We start from the raw sequence: 19,549 nt of genomic DNA on the forward strand, positions 1-19,549 counted from the left end.
CGAGCGGGTCAGCGGCTGCCGCCGGCCACGGTGCTGACTGCATCGGCTTCGGCTTGCGCACGTGCTGCGAACAACGTGCCTGGCGGCGGTTGGCGGGTAAAGAAGGTATCGATGCCGTCCAGCACGGCGCCAGCGATCTTGCGCTGATAAGCCGGATCGATCAGGCGGCGTTCTTCGTCCGGATTGGAAATGAAGGCGGTTTCCACCAGCATTGCCGGCATGTCGGAGGTGCGCAGCACCGCGAAGTTGGCGCGTTCCAGTTGCGGCTTGTGGTTGTTGCCGATGCGCTTCAATCCTCCAAGCACATGGCCGGCGGCATCTTCGGAGGCCTTCATATGGCCGCTCTGAGCCAGGTCCAGCAACACGTTGGCCAAGGTGCTTTCGGTCTGCTGCAGGCGCACGCCGCCAACCAGATCGGCCGCGTTTTCCTTGTCGGCCAGCCAGCGCGCACGTTGCGACGAGGCTCCCTTGGTCGACAGTACGTACACCGAGGAGCCGGTGGCGCTGCGGTTTTCGGCGGCGTCGGCGTGGATGGAAATGAAGATGTCGGCCTTGGCGGCGCGGGCTTTTTGCGCACGCATCGGCAACGGAATGAACACGTCGGTATCGCGGGTCAGGTAGGCCTTCATGCCTGGCGTGGCGTTGACCTGGCGTGCCAGCTCACGGCCGACCGCCAGGGTGACGTCCTTCTCGCGCTTGCCGGTGGGACCCATGGCGCCCGGGTCCTGGCCGCCGTGGCCCGGGTCGATCGCCACGATCAACGGCCGCATGCCCGGCGCCATCTTGACCCGCGACGCTTCGCTTGGCAGCACGGGGCGCGGCGGCAGGTCGTCGTCGCCTGCAGCAGCCACCGCGCTCGAGGCGCTATTGGGGGCATTTGCCGCGGCATTACCGGAGGTTGCGCCCATCGGTGCGCTGCCGCCATTCAAGATGGCAGCTGCAGATGCGCTGCTGCCCGCCACCACCGCGCCGGACGTAACGTTGGCAGCGGCCCCGGCGGCACGGTTCGGCGTGTTGCCGGCAACGCCGGTCGGCGCTGGTGCACCGGAGGTGGCAGGCCGAGGCGTCGGCACACCGGTAGCGACAGTGGTCGGTACCGGGGCCTGAGTGACAGTGGGCAGCGCCGATGCCGGCACAGACGGTGCAGGCGGCGGAGTCGACGGCTGGGACGGCGGCACCGAGGAGGCACGTTGCGCAGATGCGGCCAGGGCGGCCGTTGCGCGTGCAGCTTCGGCCTGCGCATTGAGCGGACGCGGCGCCGGGGCTGCCGTCAGTGCAGCCGCAGCAACGGCGGAGGCCGCCGCCGGCGCCGGATCGCCAGGCCATTCGATCACCAATGTCGACACGCTACCCAGCGTCTGCATCTGCGGCTTGAGCGGCGTCACCGGCGTTGCCAGTTCGAACACCACACGGAATGTGCCAGGCACCGGCTGACCGGTGCGTACCGAGGTCACCAATCCGGCAGCGGACGGCAGCTTGAGACCGCGCATGCCCGAGGATTCGGGAAAATCGACAACCAGGCGCGTCGGGTTCGCCAGCGAGAGCGTTTTGAAGCCGCCGCTGCCGGCCAGTTGAATTTCTGCACGGGTCCCGGTGGCCCCGGTACTGACGCCAACCCCCTTGATTTCGCCGCCCCATGCAGCAAAAACCGCCAGGCTCAAGCTGGCGGTCAGGGCGGAAAGAAAGAACTGGCGGATCCCCGGTGTCATGGCGCTGGATTCAAGCATCCAACTGTGTGAATTGCAAGGCAATTTCCCTTAATAATCCATAACCTGGCGTTCATTCTTCTCGTGAGGAGGCAAAAAGGGCCTGCAACTGGGGCTGCCGTGACAGCCTTTCCATCCAGGCATGCCCGATCGCACTGCGGCCCAGCAACCGAACACTGCGGCCTTCGCCAGCCACGGCCAGTTCAACGTCCAGATCGACTGGCGGCAGCACGCCAGCACCGCGCTCCGGCCATTCAACCAGCCACAAGCTCGCACTGCCCTCGTCGAGCCCGAGAAAATCCAGCTCGCCGGCATGGCCAATGCGGTACAGGTCCAGGTGCCAGGCTTCATCGCCGGTTGCCAGCGGATAGCGTTCGACCAAGGTGTAGGTGGGGCTGCGAATCGGCCCGGTGACACCGAGTGCGCGCAACAGCGCGCGCGCGAGCGTGGACTTGCCCGCGCCCAGGTCGCCATGCAGCTGCACCACCGCGCTGGCCGGTCGCACGGCGGCCAGCGCCTGGCCCAGGGTTTCGGTGGCCTGCACGTCGTGCAGCTGTCCGTTGAGGTCGATCATGCGATGGCTCCAGCGTTGGCGAGGCGGCGCAGCTCGGCAAGCAGGTCGGTGGGCAGCAGGCCGCGCTCGCCTGCGTGCGCGGCCGCATCGCCGGCACAGGCGTGCAACAAGGCGCCAAGGCTGGCGGCATCGAACGGCGAGAATCCCTGCGCCAGCAATGCCGCGATGACGCCGGTCAACAGATCGCCCATCCCGCCGACCGCCATGCCGGGATTGCCCGCATCGATGATGCGCGGCAAGTGACCTGGCGACGCGACCACGGTGCCGGCGCCCTTGAGCACCACCACGGCGTCGTAGCGTTTTGCGAGTGCAGCGGCAGCGGCCGGACGATCGCGCTGAATCTGTCGGGTCGAAAGACCAAGCAGACGACCGGCTTCGCCCGGATGTGGCGTCAAGATGCGCGGACCACGCGCTGCAACGTCGGTGGAGGCCAGCAGATTCAGCCCATCGGCATCGATCACCACTGCCTTAGCGGCGCCCAGCGCGGCACGCCACAACGCCTGCGCCCAGGCGTCCTGCCCTAGCCCGGGCCCGAGCGCGACTACATCTGCCGCCTCGGCCAATGTGGCGATGTCGTCATCGGCCTGCACGGCACGCGCCATCGCTTCGGGGCAGCGCGCCAGCAGCGGCGTGACATGCTCGGCGCGCGTTGCGACCTGCACCAACCCGGCGCCGCTGCGCAACGCCGCTTCGGCGGTCAGCATGATCGCGCCACCGCTGCCGAGATTGCCGCCCACGCACAGCACCCGCCCCGATTCGCCCTTGTGCGTGTTGCGGCGACGCGGGCGCAATTGCGCCGCAAGGGCCTCGCCACTCCAACTATGTGCGGCTGGCGTGAGCCCGTCGAACGCTGAAAGCGGCACCTCCAGCGCGGCGATCTGACGCTCGCCGGCATGTTCCAGCGCATCGCCGGTGTAGAGCCCCAGATGCGGCACGATGAACTGCAAGGTCAGTGCTGCGCGTACCGCCGCACCGAAGGCCACCCCATGGTCGGCATCGATGCCGCTGGGCACATCCAGCGCAAACACCGGCACGCCTGCCGCGTTGATGGCGTCGATCAGGGCGGCGGTTGCATCATCGGGTGCGCGATTCAGGCCGATGCCGAACAGCGCATCGACGATCACATCGGCCTGCGCCAGCGGATACGGAAACAATTCGATTGCCCCACCGACGGCGAGGTAGTCGGTACAGGCGCGCTGCGCCAGATCCGAGCCGGGGCCGTGTTCGGTCAGGTGCACCACGCGCACCTGACGCCCTGCGCGGTGTGCCAGGCGCGCCAGCACATAGCCGTCGCCCCCATTGTTGCCGGTGCCGCAGACCACCACGATGCGGCGCGCCTGCGGCCAGCGCTCCAGCAACCACTGCCAGGCCGCCTGCCCGGCGCGTTGCATCAGGGTGTAGCCGTCGCCGCCGAGCAGCGTGGTGGCCTGCGCATCGAGCGTGCGCGCGGCGGTGGTGTCGTAAAGATCGAGCGGTGCGTACATGCAGGGAATTCTATACTTGTCGCCATGTCTGCCGCCCTTGCCCACCCCGACCCTGCCGATGCCGCTGCGCGCATTCGCGTGCTTGCGCGCGAAGCCGGCTTTCAACGGTGCGGCATCACCGGCATTGAGCTGGGCGAGGACGAGGTGCATCTGCGCAGCTGGCTGGAAGAAGGCCTGTACGGGACCATGCACTGGATGGCCCAGCACGGCGACAAACGCTCGCGCCCGCAGGAACTGGTTCCCGGCACCCTGCGCGTGTTGTCGGTTGGCATGGATTACGGCCGCAAGGACGACACCGAAGCCTGGAACACCTTGCACGACGGCAACCGCGCCTATGTGGCGCGCTATGCGCTGGGGCGCGACTATCACAAGCTGATGCGCAACCGGCTGCAGAAGCTCGCCGGGCGCATCCAGGGCGAAATTGGCCCATTCGGGTTCCGCGTGTTCGTCGATTCGGCGCCGGTGCTGGAGCGCGCATTGGCACGCAATGCCGGCCTGGGCTGGATCGGCAAACACACCTGCCTGATCGATCGTCATGGCGGCTCGTGGTTCTTCCTGGGCGAGATCTATCTGGATCTGCCGCTGCCCATCGACACGCCGGCCACCGCGCATTGCGGCACCTGCACGCGCTGCATCGACATCTGCCCGACCCAGGCCATCATTGCGCCATACAGGCTGGATGCGCGCCGCTGCATTGCCTACCTCACCATCGAACACGACGGTCCAATTCCGGAACAGATGCGCAAGCCGATCGGCAACCGCATCTTCGGCTGCGACGACTGCCAGCTGATCTGCCCCTGGAACAAGTTCGCCAAGCGCACCGACGAAGCCGATTTCCGCGCCCGCAACGACCTGGACGTGGCCACGCTGCCGCAGTTGTTCGCCTGGAACGAGGACGAGTTCCTGCGCCGCACCGAGGGTAGCCCGATCCGCCGCAGCGGACACGAGCGCTGGTTGCGCAATATTGCCGTGGGCCTGGGCAATGCGCCTGGCACGCCAGAGGTCCTGGCCGCACTGCAAGCGCGTCGCCACGACGACTCGGCGCTGGTGCGCGAACACGTTGGCTGGGCGCTGGCGCAACACGACCTCTGACCCGCACGCGTCGCGCATGCAGCAGCTGCGGCCTGCACGTGCACGCGATCGGCGCAGCCACCGGCGGCATCGGCATTCGCAGCCGATCACCCATGACCGTCGTCGCTACGGGATAATGCAGCGATGGCCGACCGCAACGATCAGATCCTCACTCCCAGCCAGCTCAATTCACTGGCGCGCGACCTGCTGGAAGGCAGCTTCCCGCTGGTGTGGGTGGAAGCCGAACTGAGCAGCGTCACCCGTCCCGCGTCGGGACATCTGTATTTCACACTCAAGGATGCGCGCGCGCAGATCCGCTGCGCGATGTTCAAGCCCAAGAGCACCTGGCTGAAATTTCAGCCGCGCGAAGGCCTGCGCGTGCTCGCGCGCGGGCGCCTGACCCTGTACGAAGCACGCGGCGACTATCAGCTGGTGCTCGACCATATGGAAGAAGCCGGCGAAGGCGCCCTGCGTCGCGCCTTCGACGAACTGCGCGCGCGTCTTGCCGCCGAAGGCCTGTTCGATGCCGAACGCAAGCAGGCACTGCCTGCGCATGTGCAGCGGCTGGCGGTGATCACCTCGCCCAGCGGCGCGGCGGTGCGCGATGTGCTCAGCGTGCTGGCGCGGCGTTTTCCGCTGCTCGAAGTGGATCTACTGCCCTCGCTGGTGCAAGGCGACAGCGCTGCCGCACAGATCACCTCACTGCTGCAACGCGCCGATGCTTCCGGGCGCTACGACGTCATCCTGATCACCCGCGGTGGCGGCTCGCTGGAAGATCTGTGGGCCTTCAACGACGAACGCCTGGCGCGCGCGATCGCCGCCGCGCAGACGCCGGTGGTGTCTGCAGTCGGCCACGAGACCGACTTCAGCCTCAGCGATTTCGTGGCCGACGTGCGTGCGCCCACGCCCTCGGTCGCGGCCGAATTGCTGGTGCCCGATCAACGCGAGCTGGTCGCGCGCGTGCGGCGTGCGCAGGCACGCATGACCCAACTGCAGCAACACGCCTTGGGCAATGCCATGCAACGCGCAGACAGACTGGCACTGCGGCTGCGTGCGCAGAGCCCGCAGGCGCGCCTGCAACTGCTCCATCGCCGCCAGCAAGACGCCGGTCGCCAGCTGCGTGCGCGCATGACGCAGGTGCTCGAACGCTTGCAGGCGCGTGTACAGCGTGGGCAAGCGCAGCTGCAAGCACACAACCCGCAACGCCAGCTGGCCGGCTTGCAGCAACGCCTGCGGGCACTGCACCCGCAGGCGGCGATGCAACGCCGCCTGCAGCATGATCAGCTGCAACTGCGCAGCATTGCACGCTCGCTGGAAGCGGTCAGCCCGCTGGCCACAGTCGCGCGCGGCTACGCCATCGTGACCCGCCCTGCCGACGGCAGCGTGGTGCGCAGCGCCGCCGAGGTGGTCACGGGCGAACGCCTGCGCGCGCAGCTGGCCGATGGCAGCATCCAGGTGCGTGTGGAGTCTGGCGAAAGCTGACCGCAAGCCATGCGCAGCGCCGTCGCTCCTGCAGCAATGTCGGCGCTAAGCGCTGACATGAACTCTTCGAAGGTGCCCATTGCACGGAGTGCCACAAGGATAGGCGCGGTGCCAGAGAGCGCCTTCGAAACACGCCACAGGGTCGGGCGAGTCCGCGATTTCGCTGGAGCAGGGCCGCCAGCAGCACTTCAATGTTGAGCACCTTCGCAGGAAGGTGCTCATTGGCGATCACCGCTTGTCGATCAACCGATCCAGAAAACGTTATGCAACGCTTCGCCGGTTGCAAGCGGCTTCAGGAGCGGCTTGCTGTTTCCGCGATCGGCGTCTGCGCTGCATGCTGCCAGCCCTCCATCAGCAGATTGGCCAGCACCACCGGATCGTGGTCGAAGTGATGCCCACCCGGACGCGCCAGCACCTGCACGCCACGTGCGCGCAGCTCCGGGCACAGCGTGTCCTTTTCTTCGTCGCCGTAGATGCATTGCAGGCGGTGCGCGTCCAGCGCCTGGATGGCCGGCTCCACATCGCGCTCGGCGTCGTTATGCCAGCCCAGCCAGCCACCGACGCGCACCTTGAAGTCGGCCTCGTGGCCCAGGCCGAGCAGGCTGACGAACTGCACCGAAGCGCGTTGCTGGGGCGACAGTTCCGGATAGGCGAACGGCAACACATCGGCACCGAACGAGTACCCAACAAGGGCAACGTGCTGGATATGCCAGCGCTGGCGATAGCTGGCGATCACCCGATCCAGATCCGCCCCGACCTGCTGCGGCGTGCGGCTGCCCCAGAAGTAGCGCAGGCTATTCCAGCCCACCACCGACACGCCCTGCTGCTGCAACTGCGCGGCAATGCCTTTATCCAGCTCGCGCCAGCCGCCATCGCCGGACAACATCACCACCAGACGGTCGCTGCCAGGTGCGTGGAGTTCCACTAGCGGCAGGTCGCCCAGGCCCTGCGACTGCGCAGCCAGGAAGTGCCCGCGTGTGGCCGCTGCGATCTGCATCGGGCTGGATGCATCGGCCAGATCGTCCAGGAAGCCCTGACTGGCATTGGGCAGATCGCGCGAGCACGCCAGGCCTGGATCCTTGGTGCCGGCGTCGGCAACCACCGCGCCGCCCAGCACGTCGGGCGCGGCCGAGGCCACCGCCTGACGCGCCAGCACCGCGCCATCGCCCTGCCCCACCAGCACCGGCGGCAGGAACGCATCGACGTGTTCGGCGCGCAACAATTTCTTGCCCAGTCGCTCGGCATCGTCGGCCAGCGAGCTGCAGGCGGCTTGGTGCGAGCGCACGTGTTCACGATAGTTGGCGGTGTCGACCACTGCCACCAGCGCGCCATCGTCGCTCAGCAGGTCGGCCAGCTTCTGGCTGTCTTGCGGATGAGCGCTGTCGGGCAGCAGGATCACCATCGCCTTGGGCGTCCCTTCCGGGCGGAGAACTTCGACCGAGCCGTAATGCCCAGCCGTATTACTGTCCTGCAGATGCCGCGCCACGGCATAGCCGCTGCCGCCGATCAGCAAGATCGCAATCACCCAACGAAACATTTTGATCCCCATGCCCATGACGGCAGTCCCTTGATAGCGGTTGCGATTTGACCACAGCAGACACGGCCGGTTTCACTGCGCATGCACGCGGTGTTCATCGCTGTTAAGCCAACTGAACCCCACCTTGCGCACAACGCTTGGTCAGCGCTGCGCATCGCCTGCAAGCGCCCACTGCGCCGCTAACGGCCGGGGATTGCCGCCTCGGAAATTTCGCTTGCGTTCGTCGTCCTCGGAACGTTGCTGGATGGAAGCGCCCGCCGTCCGCGGGTCCTCGATCCCCAGAGGCGCTCGCGCGACTGCAGCGCTCTTTTGGCCGAGTTTCTCGTCGTGCACGACAGATGCCTTTCTCGCCTAGCCGCGCCCCGAGCCGACTCTGTCGGAGCGAACACGCCCCCGCCAAGGCGTCCCCAGATTTTAGGGCCGAGCCGAAAGCGCTCGCGGCGACAGCGACGGCAAGCCGAAGCCTGCAGTCACGAACCGCACGATCGACGCGCCCATCCGCCGTAGGTCGTCGCTAGATTCCGCGTGCCACGCGAAAGCCGATACGGGCACTGGTGGTGTCCGAATCCTGCGACTGCCGCCAAGCCGCGCGCGTCTGTTGCGGCGAATTGGCCCAGCTGCCGCCACGGATCATGCGTTGCCGGCAGCCCGGGTTGTACCAGGCAGCGCCATCGGCCGGTGCACGCCGGTAGCTGGCGTGCCAGCAGTCGGCCACCCATTCGCTCAGGTTGCCGCCCATATCGTGCAGACCCCAGGCGTTGGCGCGAAAACTGCCGACCGGCGCCGGACCCCAGAAGCCATCGCCGTAGCCGACGAAGCCGTTGTTCCAGTGCCGGCCGCTGCGCGAAACGTCGTTGCCGCCGGTGAAATTACCGGCGTCGGCCGGCGGCGAGCCCGCGTTGCCCCACGGGTAACGTCCGGTGGTGCCGGCACGGACCGCATACTCGAACTCGGCCTCGCTGGGCACGTGGTAATGGCGGCCGGTCTGTTCCGACAGCCAGCTCGCATACGCTTCGGCGTCGCGAATGCTGACGTGCATCACCGGGCTGTTGGGCGCGGCCTGGGCGCCGTTGTAGTCGGACTGCCAATCCACGCCGCTGCGGCGGATGAAGTTGCCGCTGCGCTCGTCGTAAACCACCGAATGCCCACGCCGGGTGGCACGCGGGCGTGCGCCGGTGGCATCGACGAACTGGCGGAACTCGGCAACCGTGACCTCGGTGATCGACAACGCAAAGCCGCGTGCGAAGCGCACGTAATGGGCGGGGCGCTCGTTGTCGGAAGCGCCCGGCTCCGCATCGCCGGCTCCCATCTGGAATGCGCCATGCGGCACCACGATCATCTGCGGCCCGCGCCCGCCGACCTTGAGCCCGTCGGTGAACACCTGCCCGGGACGGAAGCTGCCGTAATGCGTGGCCAGTTCCAGCCGGCGGCGCAGATCGCCGGCCACTGGGTCTCCGGGGTCGGCGATGCGCAACACTTCGGCAAGCTTCTCGCCGGCCGCCTTGAGCCCGCGCGGCGAGGTCAGATCGTGCAGACCGGCGTCGTGCAACGCCGCGATCTGCGCCCGGCGCACGCGTTCCACCCGCGCGCGCGCATCGGCGATGGTCGGCGCGCGATCGCGTACCTGCCCCGCCATCTGCAGCCAGTAACGGGCACCGATGAAGTCGCTCGCCTGCGCCGCCTGTTCGGCGCGCTCCAGCAGGCCGCTTTCCACGGCGGCCAGGCCCTGCCGGGTGCGCGGGTTGTCGGGATCCAATTGCGCGGCATCGCGAAAATTCACCAGCGCGCCATTGCCGTCTTCGCCCAGCCGCCCGCCGCGCAGGTCTTCTTCGCCGGCGCGGTTGAACGCCAGCACGCGCTGCGCGGTTTCCACCTCGCGCTGCAGTGCGCGCACCTTCGGGTCCTGTGGCGCAAGGGCAAGCGCGACGAAGGCCACCTCACGCGCCTGCTCCAACGCGTCGTCCTGGCGCTCGGTTTGTGCGATCAGCGCCGCGCCGCGTTCGAGCAACCGGCCACGCGCCTGCTCCAGGCCACGCCGGCTGGCTGCATCCTTGCCACCGGCGCGCTGCTGGATCGCCAGATACAACGGGATCGCATCGCCGGCGTCGCGATACAGGCGGTCTTCCCGCAATGCCTGGTCGGCACGCTTGCGCACCTGCGCCAGGGGCTCGTCGCCCAACTCCACCACCGGCGGTTGCCATTGCGCCACGGTTTCGGCGGATTCTTCGCCACCGATGGAAACGTTCGGCTTGCTCGGCACGGCGGCAGGTGCCGGTTGCGGCGCAGCCGCAGGCGCGGGCGTCGGCGTGCGCGAACAGGCGCACAGGCTAAGAGCGGCCAACAAAACGCAGCGAGCAGCGCTCGGGCGGGCAAGGCGGGCGCGCAGGAACCGGAGCGTAGGCGTGCCAGATGCCGATTCCGCACCGCGGCCGCGCCCGCCTGCTGGCTGCGCAGGAATTTTGCCAGTCGCCCTCAGCGCGACCATTGCCCACGCTGCCATCCGGTCACCGCACTCACCCACCACCTGCTCCTTCCAGTGCTCTGCCGCACGACAGGCGATCGCGACGTTAGGCTATTCTGCGCGCTCTGCGCAAACCCTTGCCGCCGCCGGAAATCACGTGCCCCATTGGATCATCCACCCCTCCGAGCTGACTGACCGCCTGCAGGCAGCGCGACCGTCGCGCATCGGCCTGGATACAGAATTCATTCGCGAGCGCACCTACTGGCCGCAGCTGGCCCTGGTGCAGATGGCCATCGGCGATGAGATCCTGCTGATCGACCCGCTGATCCCCGGCATGAACGCGGCGCTCAAGGAGTGGTTGACCGCCACCGACATCGTCAAGGTGATGCATAGCGCCAGCGAAGACCTGGTCACGTTCAAATGCGCGTGTGGCGCCTTGCCGCGGCCGTTGTTCGACACCCAGATCGCCGCGGCCCTGGCCGGTGTCGGCGGCGGCATGGGCTACCAGAAACTGGTGCAGGAAGTCACCGGCACCTTGCTGACCAAGGGCGAGACACGCTCGGACTGGATGCGTCGCCCGCTGTCGCCGGCGCAACTGGAATATGCCGCCGACGACGTGCGCTATCTGTTTGCGATCCACGACGCGCTCACCCGCCGCCTCGCCGAGCAGGGCCGTCTGGAGTGGCTGGCCGAAGATGCCGAGCGCCTGCTCGCCACGGTGGAGCACGACGATGGCGAGCGCTGGCCGCATGTGAGCCTGCGTGCCGCACAGTTCCTGGAACCGGCCGCGCAACGACGCCTGCTGCGCCTGCTGCGTTGGCGCGACCTGCAGGCGCGGCAGAGCGATCGACCGCGCAGCTGGATCCTGGACAACGAACTGGCCAGCCAGCTGGCGCGGTTTCCGCCCGCCGACCTGGAAGCCTTGCTGCGCCAGTTCGATAAATTCCCCAAGGCGCCGCGCAAGCTTGCCAACGCGGTGTGGGATGCGCTCAACATCCCGCTGCCGGATGAAGAGCACGCGCCGCTGGCGCAGGCCGCCACCGACGGCAACAAGGCCGTACTCAAACGGCTGCAGGACGCCGTGGCGCAGCGTAGCCGCGAACTCGGCCTGCCGGACGGCCTGCTGGCCTCGCGCCGCCACCTGGAAACCCTGATGGAACAACGCAGCTGGCCTGCGGCGCTGGGCCAATGGCGTCGTGCCCTGCTGGAATCACAGCTGATGCCGCTGCTGGACGACACTGCGGCGTAGGATTGCGGCGGTGATGGCACAGAAGCCCGCAGCGATGCGGGCTCTTCGTCAGATGCGGACAGGCGGCGCCGAGCCGGCGAAGACCGCCTCGCAAGCAGTATTGGAAGGCGTGAGGACCTTGCGAAGCGCCTGCGTCGCACGGCGATTTCATTACCGGTCGCACCCGCGCGGCGATGCCGGCATTCTCTGCGCCGTAGCACGTCACTCCTCGTCCTGCTCTGCCCAGCGCGCCAGGTTTTGCCGGATGCCGTCCATGTCTGCCCAGGGATCCTTGCGCCGACGGCGCAGCTTCTCCGGGACATCGCGCAAGGTGAATGCATCGGCGCGCTGCAGCTTGGACAGGTCCGACCACGCCAGCGGCAACGCGACTGGCGCCCCCGGGCGGCCGCGTAACGAATAGGACGCAACCGCGGTGGCGCCACGGCCGTTGCGCAGGTAGTCCACGAAGATGCGCTTGTTGCGCAGCCGCTTGGTGGCAGTGGCGATGAACCGCTGCGGCTGCGCCTGCGCCAGGGCATCGGCAAATCCCTTGGCGAAACGCTTGGTCACCTCCCAATCGCAGCCGGGGTTCAGGGGCACCACCACGTGCAGCCCCTTGCCGCCAGACACACGCAGGAACGATTCCAGCTCAAGCTGCGCCAAAAGCTTGCGAATATCGTTGGCCGCACGTTTGACCTCGGCAAACGGCACGTCCGGGCCCGGATCGAGATCGAAGACCACCCGGTCGGCCACATCCGGGCGGTCCGCATGCGAGCCCCAGGGGTGGAATTCCAGCGCATTGAATTGCACCAGTTCCAGCAGGCCAGGCGCGTCTTCGACCACCAGGTAATACGCGTTGGTTCCGGTCTCTTCGGTCAGCTTGACCGAGCTCACTCGCTCGAGGCCGGCAGTATGGTGCTTCTGGAAAAAACACGGTTTTTCCGCGCCGCTGGGGCAGCGGATGATGGACAGCGGCCGTCCCACGATCTGCGGCAACAGGTGGTCCATCACCGCCTGGTAATAGTCCCAGACATCGCCCTTGGTCGCGCGGATATCCGGGTAGATCAGCTTGGTCGGGCTGGACAGCGTCGGCAGCGCAGCCGAGGAAGGTGTGGCAACCGCAGATTTGCGCGCAGGCGCTGTTGCCCGCGTCGCTGCACGTTTGGGCGCCTGCGTTGCTGCGTCTTTGGCAGCACGCGTTGTTGCCGAACGCCTGGCAGAGGACGGTGTAGCCGGACCATTTCCGGCATCGCTGTCGGCCAGATCGGCGATGCGCTTATCCGGGCGCAGCGCCTTGAACGAGGCCTGGCGCAACAACTGTTGCCCACCAATGCCGCGATAGAACACCTCCACCACAAAGCGCGGCGCAAACCAGGTGGCGCCGCGCAGGTCGGTGTCTTCGGTGGGAATATGCGCGGTGGGTTTGCGCCCGCCACCTTCCAGTTGCGGGGTGACCTCGCGCATCAAGGCATCGGAGAACCCGGAGCCCACACGGCCCACGTACAACCAGCCATGCACCGGATCCGGCGCGGCCAGCAACAGCGAGCCGAAGCCACTGCGGCTGCCCTTGGGCGCGGTGTAGCCGACCACCGCATACTCCTGGCTGGCCAGTTGCTTGGTCTTGCGCCAATCGTCGCTACGCCCATCGCGATACGGGCGATCTGCGCGTTTGGAAATGATGCCTTCGAAGTGCTGTTGCCCGGCCACCCGGAACGCCTCGGTGCCATCGCCTTCGACGTGCGAGCTATAGGCCAGATGCGTGTGAGGTGCAGCCTCCAGCACCTGCTGCAACAGCCGCTTGCGTTCGCGCAGCGGCGCCTCGCTGATGTCCACCCCGTCCACATGCAACAGGTCGAATACCGCCAGCGCCAGCGGCACCTGGCGCTCGCCGGACAAGGTGGCCTGCAGCAGGTTGAAGTCGTCCTTGGTGCCGCGTCCGGCGATCAGTTCGCCATCGATCTGCGCGCTGCGCAGGCCCAGCGACCGGATGGCATCGGCAATTTCCGGCGTCTTGTCGGTCCACTCCAATGCATTGCGCGACCATAGCCTCACCTTGCCGTTGGTCACGGTGGCCAGGATGCGATAACCGTCCCATTTGATTTCATGCAGCCACTGCGCCCCTTCTGGCGGGGACTGCCCCAGCTTGGCCAGCTGCGGTGCAAACGGGGCATCTTCCATCTCGGCGCGACGTGCATTGCTCAGCGCCAGCGCCTGTTTCGCCCAGGTACCACGCCTCTTCGCCGCCGGCGGCGGCACGGTCGTCAGCGCCTTGCGCTGGGTCTTGCCGGCGCCTGCGCGGCGTACATCCTCGGCAGGCGCGGCAGCGACGTCGGCCAGCAGGTCATCGGCCTCCAACGTGCCGGCGTAGGCATCGTCGTCCTTGAACAACAGCCACTGCGGCTGCCGCGCCGGCTTGCCCGAGCGCACCAGATGCCAACCGCCCTTGAGCTTGTTGCCGAACAACTCAAAGCGCAGATGTCCCTTGGCTAATTGCGCTTCGGGGTCGCCCGCGGTGGCCCACACGCCATGATCGAACTGCGCCACATGCCCGCCGCCGTATTCGCCTTTGGGAATCTCGCCCTCGAAACTGGCGTAATCGACCGGGTGGTCTTCCACCTCCACTGCCATGCGCTTGACCTTGGGGTCGTAACTGGGCCCCTTCGGCACCGCCCAGCTCTTGAGCGCATCGCCCACCTGCAGGCGAAAGTCGTAATGGCGGCGGCTGGCGTGGTGCAGTTGCACCACGAAGATCGCACGCTGCCCCGGCGGCAGGGCCTTGCCCGGCTCCGGCTCGCGGGTCTTGTTAAAGCTGCGCTTGCGGCGATATTCGCTCAGGCTCATGACGGACCTTCCGCTTATTTGCCCAGGTGCTGGCGTACGCTGGCGGCCATTGGCCCCACCTTCTGCACGGCCGCGCGCAACTGCTCGGCGCTGACGCCCAGGGTCTTGGTCCAGTACTGCAGCTCATAGGCTTCATTGACGTTGATGCGGTCGCGGTCTGGCGAACCGACGTTGCGTTTGTCGTCACTCATGACATGCTCCTGTATCGTCGTGGTCGGGTCTGCTAACGTGAGCCTTCGGCCCAGCAGCGCCCGTAGCGACAATGCGAAAGCGTTCGAACAGGCGTCGTGAAAGGCCTGTTCACGCCATGTGCAAGCCCCTGTTCCACAACGGCCGCTCCCGGGCCACATGCCATAATGTCGCGCGCCCTTGGGGCGGCGTGTCCACTCTTATTCCGAGGCCATACCTCTGTGAGCAATACCTCTTCGAAACTGGATTCCATCGCGCAAGCCAAAGCCAAGCTGCTGGACGAATTGCAGAAGCTGGAAGAACAGGAGAAAACCGAGCGCGCGAGCGAGGCATCCTCTGCGCATGCCACCATCGTTTCGCTGCTCGAGCAGTTCGCCGGTCACTTCAACACCAAGCAGCGCAACGACATTGCCGCTTACCTGGGCACCACTGCCGCGCGCAAGGAAGTGGTCAAGAGCGGCCGCAGCGAAGTGAAGCCCAAGTACGAGCTACCGCACACCGGCGAAACCTGGTCCGGTCGTGGCCGCACGCCGAAGGCTTTCGCTGCCTGGGAAGGGTCGGTGTCGTACAAGGAATGGAAGGCCAAGAACCCGGACCTCAAGTTTCCGCTGGTTCGCGAGTAAGGCGATAGCCCGCACGACAGTGCCGCCTCGCACCGTCGGCCGCGCCCTTCGCTTGGCGAACCGCGCGGCTTGTGGGTAGAATCGAAGCACGTGGGGCGGTAGCTCAGCTGGGAGAGCGTCGCGTTCGCATCGCGAAGGTCGAGGGTTCGATCCCCTTCCGCTCCACCATCGAGTCAAACGCACAAGCCCTGGAGACGTCATGTTTCCGGGGCTTGCGCGTTTTGAGGGTGTTGCGGTGCAGGGCCGGCCGGTCGCCGTGGCGTGGGGATCACATCGCGCGCGCTAACGTCCGGCTTCACTCCACAGCGGACCACACCATGAGCAAGAAAGACCAGCAGCCCGATGACGTCGCCGACGATGCGCACGGCGTGACCGAGAGCCAGCAAGACCGCAAGCACGACGATGCCGCCAAGCAACGCCCGGGCCAGGAAGACCTGAAGGTGCACGACGAGCAAAGCCGTCGCCCCACCGGCAAGGCTGGCCAGGGAGAGTGAGTTGGCCAAGCATGCTGCCTGGCATCGGGCAGCGCCGCGGCACGCCGATGCGGTGAACTTCCCTGCTGCATCGCCAGCGGCGCGTTGCACCCTGTCGTGCAGCTGAGACCGCTGCGTCCGTGGGACTGAAAGCCCGGCACCGGCCAGCCACGCGTTCCTGTGGCAAGATCCGGACAGGCGCTCGCCGATATGCCGCTGCCCTGGGAACCGGTGCCTTGCCAAGGTTGCAGTCGCATCGGCCAGTGCGTTGTCGCGTCAAACCCTCATCGCCTTGATGGCGCCTTGTTCCCGGTGGTGCTTTGCATGCAGATACCCGATGCACCCGCGTTGAACCTGATCCAGGCAACGTTACTGCCAGGAGGCGTCAACGCCATTCCGGGGGCGCGCCTGCCGGCCAACGAAGATGAGCGCGTGGAGGCACTGCATGCCTACCGCCTGCTGGACACCGCACCGGAGCCGAGCTACGACGCGTTCACCTCGATCGCAGCCGCGCTCTGCCGGATGCCGATGGCGCTGATCTCGCTGGTCGATACCCATCGGCAATGGTTCAAATCCAGGCTCGGCATGCAGCAGAGCGAGACGCCGCGTGAATTGTCGTTTTGCGCGCATGCCATCCTCGAACCCGATCAGGTGATGGAAGTCGGCGATACCCACCTGGACAAGCGGTTTGCGCGCAACGCGCTGGTGACAGGCGAGCCGCAGATCCGCTTCTATGCAGGCGCGCCGTTATTGACCCCGGACGGCATCGCACTGGGAACCCTGTGCGTGCTGGATCGCGTTCCGCGGCGCCTGTCGGTGACCGAGCGCGACGCGCTGCAAGCCTTGGCCAGGCAAGTCGTCAGCACCATCGAACTGCAACAGGCCGCGCGGCTGGTGGAGCTGGATGCACTGCGCGATGCGCTCACCGGGCGATGGAATCGCGCCGGGCTGGAGCACGCTTTGCACGCGCTTGCCGACGCGCCCAGCTCTGCCGCCGATGCGCCCCTGGGTTTCATGCTGCTCGAACTGGACGGCTTCAAGCGGCAAAAATTGCAGGCCGGCGCGGCAGCGGCCGATGCCACCTTGCTTCAGGTGGCTGCATTGCTGGAAGCGCAGCTTCCGGCTGACGCACTCGTGGCGCGTCTGGCCTGCGATCAATTCTGCGTGGCGCTGCCGGAGACCGCTGCATCTGCAGCCCTTGCCACTGCCGAAGACTTGCGCAAGGCAGTGGAAGACGCGCACTGGCCCACCGGCCCGTTGACGCTCAGCGCAGGTGTGGTGGACGTTGCCACGCCAACCGCGCTCGACAGCAATACCCTGCTGGCCCGTGCGCGGCACGCGTTGCAGCAGGCGCGTGGCGATGGCCGCAACCGCGTGCACGGCTTCGACGGTTGGCAGCTGCGGGCCTGATCGACGCAGACTGCGCCGATCGCCCTGCTGCACGGCTGTCGCTCAGGCCGCCAGTGCGTCGGTGTTTCCGGCGATCTCGTCCACCTGCAGCACCTGCTCCATCTCCAGCAGTACCACGAAGCGCTCGCCGACCTTGCCCATGCCGCGCAGCAGATCGCGGCGGATATGCGTGCCGAACGACGGCGCCGCTTCGATGTCCTGATCGGCCAGTTCGATCACTGCATTGACCGCATCGACCAGCACGCCAATCACCTGCGTGCCCTGCGCCTGTTCGGTGGCCACAATCACGATGCAGCTGCGTTTGCCGATCGTGCTGTCTGCGCGCCCCAGCCGCGATTGCAGGTCCACCACCGGCACCACCGCGCCGCGTAGATTGATCACCCCGCGCACGCAATCCGGCATCGACGGCACCGGTGTGGGAGCGCGGTATTGAATGATCTCGCGGATGCCGAGAATGCTGGTGGCGAAGGTTTCGCCATCCAGTTGAAAGGTCAGATATTGCGCGGCGACATCGGCATCGCCGGGCATCACATCAAGCGTCGGTGCGGTCATTGGTCGCTCTCTCAGAAACGCGCGAACTGGCCTTCGTCCGGGCCCTCGGACATCGCATACGCCGGCGCTGCGTTGCTGCGCCAGCCACGCGTACCCGCCGCACGCGCCGGACGCGCAGCGACCTGCTTGCCGCGCTTGGGCGGCGGAGTCGGCGCGCCCTGCCCGCCCAGCCGGAAGAACGCCATGCTCTGCTGCAGCTGTTCGGCCTGCGCGCTCATTTCCTCGGCAGTGGCGGCCAGCTCTTCGGATGCGCTGGCGTTCTGCTGGGTGGTCTGGCTCAACTGCACGACCGCCGAATTGATCTGGCTGACGCCGGAAGATTGCTCCTCGGAGGCGGCGGAAATTTCCTGCACCAGGTCGGAGGTGCGCTTGATGCTGGGCACGATCGAATCCAGCAAACGACCGGCGCGGTCGGCCAATTCCACGCTGGAACTGGCCACCTCGCCGATTTCCTGCGCGGCCACCTGGCTGCGTTCGGCCAGCTTGCGCACCTCGGCGGCGACCACGGCAAACCCCTTGCCATGTTCGCCGGCGCGCGCGGCTTCGATCGCGGCATTGAGCGCAAGCAGGTTGGTCTGGTACGCGATGTCGTCAATGATGCCGATCTTCTGCGCGATCTGCTTCATCGCCTGGGTGGTGGCCACCACCGCTTCGCCGCCTTCCACGGTTTCTTTCGCGGCCTGGGTGGCCATGCCGTCGGTGATGCGCGCGTTCTCGGTGTTCTGGCTGATCGATGCGGTCATCTGCTCCAGCGACGCACTGGTTTCTTCCACACCGGCGGCCTGTTCGCTGGCCGCCTGCGACAGCGACTGCGCGGTGGCGCTGACTTCTTCCGACGCGCTGGCGAGGGTTTCGGCACTGGTATTGACCTCGCCGACCACCTGCGACAGCTTCCCGACCATGGTGCGCATCGCTTCGAGCAGTTGCGCGGTTTCGTCGCGGCCATGCACATCGATGTGCATGGTGAGATCGCCTTCCGACAAGCCGTTGGCCACCGCCACCGCGCGGCGGATCGGCCCGGTGACGCTGCGGCTGATCACCACGCCGAGAATGGCACCGAGCAACACGCCGCTGCAGATGATGGCCACCAACAGCCTGGAACTGCGTGTGTGGATCGCATCGGCTTCGGCGTTGGCCGCCGCGGCGCTGCGCTCGCGCAGGCCGCTCAGGTCGGTCATCAGGTTATCCACTTCGTCCGAGCTGGCGCGTACCGCGCGCGAGAGCGCGGCCAGTTCCGGATTGGCCTCGCGCAACGCTTCGCGGTTGGCGACTTCGATGAAGCGGCCGCGCTCGTCCAGATACTTCTGCCAGGCGCGATCGAATTGCGCCAGCTTGTTCTTGCCTTCCTCGCTCTGGAAGCTCTCCCGCGCACGGGCCATGTGATCGACCACCTTGGCGGTGTATTTGTCGATGTTCTGCACATGCGACTGGCGCTCTTCTGCACTGCTGGCCAACAACAGGTTGGCGCGCGCGCGGCCGGCATAGATGAGGTTGATGTTGGCTTCCTTAACATGGGACATGCCGAGCAACTCGCGCTCGTACAACGACGTCGACAGCGCGCTGATGCGGCCGGAGTTGGAATAGCCCACCCACCCGATGCATGCGCCGATGGCCGAGACGATCAGGAATGCCACGATCAGTCTGGTTCCGATTCTGAAGTTGCCTAACATTGGGGAGTTCTCTCAAGAAGGATGCGTGGGCGACATGCGCTACAGGAAGGCGATGGCGCTGCGCGTACCGCGCATGGCGATACGGCGGGTCTAACCCATCGCTAATGGCTATCGGCGACGACAAAACGCGCTTGAGATGCATCCAGGGCCGGAGTGCCTATTCATCAAATCGAATCTGCGCTTTTGTGACAGATCACGCGCTCATCACCGCCCATATTCGGAAAAACCCTACCCCCGCACGTGCGCTG

15 protein-coding genes, 1 tRNA gene and 1 other RNA gene are annotated in these 19,549 nt (G+C 66.7%); 7 read left to right on the forward strand and 10 right to left on the reverse strand.

The genetic code is table 11. The annotated features are described in order from the left end of the window. Window positions 1-8: 8 nt before the first annotated feature. The 3 genes from ACCQ07_RS12275 to ACCQ07_RS12285 form a co-directional block, all read right to left on the reverse strand. On the reverse strand, window positions 9-1,709 hold the full coding sequence (locus ACCQ07_RS12275) for an N-acetylmuramoyl-L-alanine amidase (RefSeq protein WP_031423061.1): 1,701 nt from the start codon (window positions 1,707-1,709) through the stop codon (window positions 9-11). A gap of 70 nt (window positions 1,710-1,779) precedes the next feature. Continuing rightward, complete coding sequence (tsaE, locus tag ACCQ07_RS12280; RefSeq protein WP_029819613.1) at window positions 1,780-2,280, reverse strand: tRNA (adenosine(37)-N6)-threonylcarbamoyltransferase complex ATPase subunit type 1 TsaE; 501 nt, start codon at window positions 2,278-2,280, stop codon at window positions 1,780-1,782. Next, window positions 2,277-3,764, reverse strand: a complete 1,488-nt coding sequence (locus ACCQ07_RS12285) for an NAD(P)H-hydrate dehydratase (protein WP_218496380.1) — start codon at window positions 3,762-3,764, stop codon at window positions 2,277-2,279. The genes tsaE and ACCQ07_RS12285 overlap by 4 nt, the downstream gene beginning before the upstream one ends. Before the next feature lie 24 nt (window positions 3,765-3,788). Between ACCQ07_RS12285 and queG the strand changes: the two genes are divergently transcribed. Both queG and xseA read left to right on the forward strand, forming a co-directional pair. Further along, window positions 3,789-4,856: a tRNA epoxyqueuosine(34) reductase QueG gene (queG, locus tag ACCQ07_RS12290; protein WP_372363362.1), complete on the forward strand. Its 1,068-nt coding sequence runs from the start codon at window positions 3,789-3,791 to the stop codon at window positions 4,854-4,856. 123 nt (window positions 4,857-4,979) lie between these two features. Continuing rightward, entirely contained in the window at window positions 4,980-6,317 is a 1,338-nt protein-coding gene (gene xseA, locus ACCQ07_RS12295) for an exodeoxyribonuclease VII large subunit (protein ID WP_122273002.1), read from the forward strand. A gap of 292 nt (window positions 6,318-6,609) precedes the next feature. Here the strand turns inward: xseA and ACCQ07_RS12300 are convergent, their stop codons facing one another. The 3 genes from ACCQ07_RS12300 to ACCQ07_RS12310 all read right to left on the reverse strand — a co-directional run bounded on the left by ACCQ07_RS12300 (window position 6,610) and on the right by ACCQ07_RS12310 (window position 10,265). Next, a complete protein-coding gene (locus ACCQ07_RS12300) occupies window positions 6,610-7,872 on the reverse strand; it encodes a virulence factor (protein ID WP_184420118.1) in 1,263 nt (420 codons plus the stop codon). Between the two features lie 496 nt (window positions 7,873-8,368). Beyond that, window positions 8,369-10,198, reverse strand: coding sequence for a formylglycine-generating enzyme family protein (locus tag ACCQ07_RS12305; protein ID WP_071117208.1), 1,830 nt, complete (start codon window positions 10,196-10,198; stop codon window positions 8,369-8,371). Beyond that, window positions 10,190-10,265, reverse strand: a non-coding RNA gene (locus ACCQ07_RS12310) — sX9 sRNA. The genes ACCQ07_RS12305 and ACCQ07_RS12310 overlap by 9 nt, the downstream gene beginning before the upstream one ends. Before the next feature lie 207 nt (window positions 10,266-10,472). Between ACCQ07_RS12310 and rnd the strand changes: the two genes are divergently transcribed. Next, complete coding sequence (gene rnd / locus ACCQ07_RS12315; protein ID WP_046935119.1) at window positions 10,473-11,564, forward strand: ribonuclease D; 1,092 nt, start codon at window positions 10,473-10,475, stop codon at window positions 11,562-11,564. 201 nt (window positions 11,565-11,765) lie between these two features. Here rnd and ligD read toward each other — a convergent pair whose 3' ends face one another. After that, a complete protein-coding gene (gene ligD, locus ACCQ07_RS12320; RefSeq protein ID WP_008576121.1) occupies window positions 11,766-14,384 on the reverse strand; it encodes a DNA ligase D in 2,619 nt (872 codons plus the stop codon). Between the two features lie 14 nt (window positions 14,385-14,398). Continuing rightward, window positions 14,399-14,575 (reverse strand): DUF3606 domain-containing protein, encoded by a 177-nt coding sequence (locus ACCQ07_RS12325; protein ID WP_011347760.1) that lies wholly within the window; start codon window positions 14,573-14,575, stop codon window positions 14,399-14,401. A gap of 219 nt (window positions 14,576-14,794) precedes the next feature. On the opposite strand from ACCQ07_RS12325, the gene ACCQ07_RS12330 reads away from it, so the two are divergent. The 4 genes from ACCQ07_RS12330 (at window position 14,795) to ACCQ07_RS12345 (ending at window position 17,079) form a co-directional block, all read left to right on the forward strand. Further along, the gene (locus tag ACCQ07_RS12330; protein WP_003485983.1) at window positions 14,795-15,196 is read left to right on the forward strand and encodes an H-NS histone family protein; all 402 of its coding nucleotides are present in this window, start codon (window positions 14,795-14,797) and stop codon (window positions 15,194-15,196) included. A 92-nt stretch (window positions 15,197-15,288) separates the two neighbouring features. Further along, window positions 15,289-15,364: transfer RNA gene (locus tag ACCQ07_RS12335), tRNA-Ala, on the forward strand. 149 nt (window positions 15,365-15,513) lie between these two features. Continuing rightward, on the forward strand, window positions 15,514-15,690 hold the full coding sequence (locus tag ACCQ07_RS12340; RefSeq protein ID WP_008576117.1) for a hypothetical protein: 177 nt from the start codon (window positions 15,514-15,516) through the stop codon (window positions 15,688-15,690). 282 nt (window positions 15,691-15,972) lie between these two features. Beyond that, window positions 15,973-17,079, forward strand: a complete 1,107-nt coding sequence (locus ACCQ07_RS12345) for a sensor domain-containing diguanylate cyclase (RefSeq protein ID WP_031423069.1) — start codon at window positions 15,973-15,975, stop codon at window positions 17,077-17,079. A gap of 42 nt (window positions 17,080-17,121) precedes the next feature. Here the strand turns inward: ACCQ07_RS12345 and ACCQ07_RS12350 are convergent, their stop codons facing one another. Then, a complete protein-coding gene (locus tag ACCQ07_RS12350) occupies window positions 17,122-17,631 on the reverse strand; it encodes a chemotaxis protein CheW (protein ID WP_011347768.1) in 510 nt (169 codons plus the stop codon). Window positions 17,632-17,642: 11 nt separating this feature from the next. Continuing rightward, on the reverse strand, window positions 17,643-19,301 hold the full coding sequence (locus tag ACCQ07_RS12355; protein WP_372363363.1) for a methyl-accepting chemotaxis protein: 1,659 nt from the start codon (window positions 19,299-19,301) through the stop codon (window positions 17,643-17,645). Window positions 19,302-19,549: the final 248 nt, after the last annotated feature.

This window comes from Xanthomonas sp. NCPPB 3583, from assembly GCF_041475715.2.
In the GTDB taxonomy this organism is placed as follows: domain Bacteria; phylum Pseudomonadota; class Gammaproteobacteria; order Xanthomonadales; family Xanthomonadaceae; genus Xanthomonas; species Xanthomonas euvesicatoria.

What these genes read in the sequence shown, in the direction of transcription:
- ACCQ07_RS12325 (WP_011347760.1), bottom strand. Translation starts at nt 14,575, where the DNA reads ATGAGTGACGACAAACGCAACGTCGGTTCGCCAGACCGCGACCGCATC.
- ACCQ07_RS12300 (WP_184420118.1), bottom strand. Translation starts at nt 7,872, where the DNA reads ATGGGCATGGGGATCAAAATGTTTCGTTGGGTGATTGCGATCTTGCTG.
- ligD (WP_008576121.1), bottom strand. Translation starts at nt 14,384, where the DNA reads ATGAGCCTGAGCGAATATCGCCGCAAGCGCAGCTTTAACAAGACCCGC.
- ACCQ07_RS12355 (WP_372363363.1), bottom strand. Translation starts at nt 19,301, where the DNA reads ATGTTAGGCAACTTCAGAATCGGAACCAGACTGATCGTGGCATTCCTG.
- ACCQ07_RS12285 (WP_218496380.1), bottom strand. Translation starts at nt 3,764, where the DNA reads ATGTACGCACCGCTCGATCTTTACGACACCACCGCCGCGCGCACGCTC.
- ACCQ07_RS12340 (WP_008576117.1), top strand. Translation starts at nt 15,514, where the DNA reads ATGAGCAAGAAAGACCAGCAGCCCGATGACGTCGCCGACGATGCGCAC.
- ACCQ07_RS12275 (WP_031423061.1), bottom strand. Translation starts at nt 1,709, where the DNA reads ATGACACCGGGGATCCGCCAGTTCTTTCTTTCCGCCCTGACCGCCAGC.
- tsaE (WP_029819613.1), bottom strand. Translation starts at nt 2,280, where the DNA reads ATGATCGACCTCAACGGACAGCTGCACGACGTGCAGGCCACCGAAACC.
- xseA (WP_122273002.1), top strand. Translation starts at nt 4,980, where the DNA reads ATGGCCGACCGCAACGATCAGATCCTCACTCCCAGCCAGCTCAATTCA.
- queG (WP_372363362.1), top strand. Translation starts at nt 3,789, where the DNA reads ATGTCTGCCGCCCTTGCCCACCCCGACCCTGCCGATGCCGCTGCGCGC.
- ACCQ07_RS12350 (WP_011347768.1), bottom strand. Translation starts at nt 17,631, where the DNA reads ATGACCGCACCGACGCTTGATGTGATGCCCGGCGATGCCGATGTCGCC.